Origin of the sequence: Photorhabdus sp. HUG-39, from assembly GCF_963878365.1 — a bacterium.
Taxonomy (GTDB): Bacteria; Pseudomonadota; Gammaproteobacteria; order Enterobacterales; family Enterobacteriaceae; genus Photorhabdus; species Photorhabdus kayaii.
The window spans coordinates 1-3,804 of sequence record NZ_CAWNWY010000052.1 but is presented as its reverse complement, the minus strand read 5'-3'; the positions used below and the strand labels follow the sequence as shown (position 1 = coordinate 3,804).

Annotated in this window: 2 protein-coding genes and 1 pseudogene; 1 reads left to right on the top strand and 2 read right to left on the bottom strand. The window is 35.8% G+C overall.

The window, feature by feature from the left end; genetic code table 11:
• Positions 1-464: tyrosine-type recombinase/integrase (locus AAC155_RS22315; protein ID WP_146748141.1), on the bottom strand; the 464-nt coding region annotated here is incomplete at its 3' end.
• 207 nt (positions 465-671) lie between these two features.
• Positions 672-1,532 (bottom strand): annotated as a pseudogene (locus AAC155_RS22310) (Rpn family recombination-promoting nuclease/putative transposase); the annotation flags it as partial.
• A 576-nt stretch (positions 1,533-2,108) separates the two neighbouring features.
• On the opposite strand from AAC155_RS22310, the gene AAC155_RS22305 reads away from it, so the two are divergent.
• Positions 2,109-2,804: a DUF4225 domain-containing protein gene (locus AAC155_RS22305; RefSeq protein ID WP_113044172.1), complete on the top strand. Its 696-nt coding sequence runs from the start codon at positions 2,109-2,111 to the stop codon at positions 2,802-2,804.
• Positions 2,805-3,804 lie beyond the last annotated feature (1,000 nt).

Below are 3,804 nucleotides of genomic sequence, written 5' to 3'. Positions count from 1 at the left end.
GAAACATCTTCAATTAAAGCTAACCAAACATGCAGCGTCACATCATCGTGAGGCAATTTACCAATTTTAGGGAAAACATGAATTTCGAAAGAGCGCAATATTTGATCGGCGTTAACTTTTAAACCTTCCATTGTTGTTTTCCACCACTCTCTTATGAGGTTTTCCACTGTTACGGCGCTCAATGCAGATTCTTTGCGAACACGTTTAACTGTCTTGGGGTTACGATGCTGCTCCAGTTCCCCACGATAAGAAATTACCGAGTCACGAGCATCTTTTAAGCTTGTTGCTGGGTATGTGCCAATATCAATTCGATCCCCTTTCCCACCCCATCTATACCTAAACTGAAATATAATTTTTCCTTTGGGAGTAACACGAACAGACAGACCGTCTCTATCGGACTTAGTGATCATTTTTTCCTGGGGTTTGCCGCTGATTGAACGCAGCCATGAATCAGTAATAGCCATATTAATTCCTCAAAAAATAATACAGCTCTTAATGTAATTTATGTACACTGTCATGTACATAATTTTCATGACACAATATGAATATTTATGATTATCACTGATTAAGAAGAACCCGCTAAAAATAAATTTCAATTTAAAATCAAATAATTAAATTAATTTTCATGACTAAAGATGATCATTGGTGTTGAGGGGTGATTGCAACAGCGCATTTCGGCAGCGGATGTGTTTTTGCACCAGTTCCATCAGGGCAACCCCTTTATGCGTCAGGATCTCTTCATCGCTGAGCACACTGACGTCCACCAACGGAAACGCCTGACGGTATAAGCGAGCCGCCTGTTCGGGGAGCGTGAAACAATCCAGCCACCGGTTTGAGTAAGGATACGGCCGAATCTCACCATGATAAAACAGCAGAGGTGCCACCAACGGGAGTTCAGTATGGCCTTTTTTCAGGTGAGCCGCCATGGCTAACATGGCATAATACATCAGCCGCCAGGCCATTAACGGGTCAGGGGTGGACTGATGTTCAATCAGGCAATAGATATAGCCCTGTCCCCGGGCCGTTTCGACCGAGTACAACACATCACTGTGCAGTTGACGTAAATGCTCATCCACAAAACTGCCGGGCTCCAGTTTCAATGTGGCTAAGTCACACAACGACTGGATTTCTTCGGGCAAATAAAGGGATAGAAACTCTCTGGCCGTTTCAGGCTGCGTTAAAAAATATTTNAGTTCAGTATGGCCTTTTTTCAGGTGAGCCGCCATGGCTAACATGGCATAATACATCAGCCGCCAGGCCATCAATGGGTCAGGGGTGGATTGATGTTCAATCAGGCAATAGATATAACCTTGCCCCCGGGCCGTTTCAACCGAATACAGAACATCACTGTGCAGTTGACGTAAATGCTCATCCACAAAACTGCCGGGCTCCAGTTTCAATGTGGCTAAATCACACAACAACTGGATTTCTTCGGGCAGATAAAGGGATAAGAACTCCCTGGCCGTTTCGGGCTGCGTTAAAAAATGTTTGAATAATGCGTCATGGTGAGGCCGTTTTTCTTTCTTTGCCACAATCCGTTTCTCTTCTTATCAGGTAGTCATTACTACTCATTGTCAAGGTATAATATCTCTGGAAAACCTGCAACCAAGTTACAAAAAACATCTTCCCATATTTCCTCAGGTAGATCTTTACCGAATGCATTAATAGAAGAGCCTAAAGAATCAAATACCAAAAAAGAAAAAATAAGGAAACATTATATTTACAACAACTACTCAATGAAAGCCATTCATTTAAATGAGTTTTTAACTTGTATTCGCAATAACCACTTTATCAAAATATCGATTACTTATATTTACGCCAATAACAATAAACTTATCAAGCATCGAAAAAAACCAAAATGTTAATTTATAGAAAAATAATTACATCATACTTTTCTTAAATGAAAGAATATATCCAGAAAATAAATGAAGAATTAATATTTTCATTGAAGAAAATTTATAACGGATTTTGCTAATAATCCTACGTCTTAAAACATACTAAAAAAGTATTCTTACAAGTAAAAATAAACCTTGACTTATAATTTCAATTGTATATTTTTAGTGCATAATACTATTTTAAGCTAAATTCAAAACAACAGGTTACTCATTATGGATGCTTTAGATGAATTTTACGAAAGAAATCCTTCGGCCAGAGGATACTTGGATAACAGTAACAATGAAGAAAGAAAACTCCTAAAAATTCAAATGGATAAACAAAATGAATTGATGATGCTTATGAACAGAGTTGCCGATAAATATGTAAAATGGAGTCTGGCCAAAGACCATTTTATCGGTGAAGTCATGGCCTATTGCCAAGAAAACACATCAAAGATAAATACCGGGGAGATCTCAATCTCTGAAGCAATAGCTTTATTAGACGAAGAAATCCGATCATTAGAAGAGCAAGATGCAATGCTTTCTCAAAAGAGTGTAAGGCAAGCCATTGTTGTAAAGAAAAAGGTAAACAGTGAAAATACTAAAAGCAGGAATAATGAAACAGTTAATTTGATTGTCTCATGGATTGGATTTGTATCTGGCAGCATACAACTCATAGGTGGATTTCTTGCTATTGATACCGGTGTTGGAGCAGCACTTGGAGCACCATTGATGGCTCATGGCTTCAATAATATTGTTGAAAGTGGTTATTATATCCTTTATCGCGAAAGCTATACTGGGCCAGTTAAATTCGTCTATGAAGGGGTTGGAGAAAAAGCTTTTGGAATGGATAAACGCGATGCTGATGTGGTATATACATCGGTTGATGTTGGTATGTCTATTAATGGTTTTTTTGGTTATAAGCTTTAATCAGACAATCAAAGATTATATCGGTATATAAATGCTGATCTGCTTATTGGCTTGAAACGACGAGGTATAGAAACGATGAATTACAAAGAGATAGCTTTAGAGATTTTCGGTGACGCAAATACCGTTTTTGGGCAATATAGATCATATTGAAGGAAGATATAGAATGGTAGACTATTTATATATTATTTTTTCTTTACTTGGACTCTATCCACTATATTGTACTTTTAAGAAACTTTTAATTCCCTATGATGTTTACATTAACCTTTTAGCTGTATTACTTATGATGGCATCTAACATTTTTCATCTAAATGTTGCCTATACTGGTCGAATTCCATTTCTTAGTGTATCCACATCAGATAATGATTTTATGCTATACACTTCTTTTATACTATCTTTCTTGTGTACCATTACATTTATGATCGCATGCGGCAAACATTATAGGAAAAACAAATGGTAATTTTGCAAATAGAATAAACTCACCCTAGATTAATGATTTATTCATCAGATATATTAAGGATGTAAATAATAATTCATTTTTATGCTTTATTTGATAATGGTGATTTAAACACTATATATGGTCAGGCGAGGAGTTATTGATGAATTTGGATTATGTTTCATTGTCCTTAATTCTTCTATTCCCTGTTTATTTCTGCATAAAAAGACTATTGATGTCATCTAATTTTTATCCCCATTTTTACGCAATAATATTACCATTGGCCTTTTCAGCATTTCATCTTTATGTTTTTAATTTCGATTCAATACCTTTTTTTAATGTGGATATCACTGACAATGACTTTTTACATTATTACTCTTTAGCTTTAGGTTATTTAATCTGCGTTCCTTATATAATAGCGAGACGAGTTGTTATCAAATAAATATGAAAGATAGATTCTAATAATATATGGACAATACAAGTCATATTAGGGGGTAAAAAATGGGTTACATATATATTATTTTTTCTTTATTTTCACTTTATCCTCTATACTTTGCTTTTAAGAAA

What these genes read in the sequence shown, in the direction of transcription:
- AAC155_RS22305 (WP_113044172.1), top strand. Translation starts at nt 2,109, where the DNA reads ATGGATGCTTTAGATGAATTTTACGAAAGAAATCCTTCGGCCAGAGGA.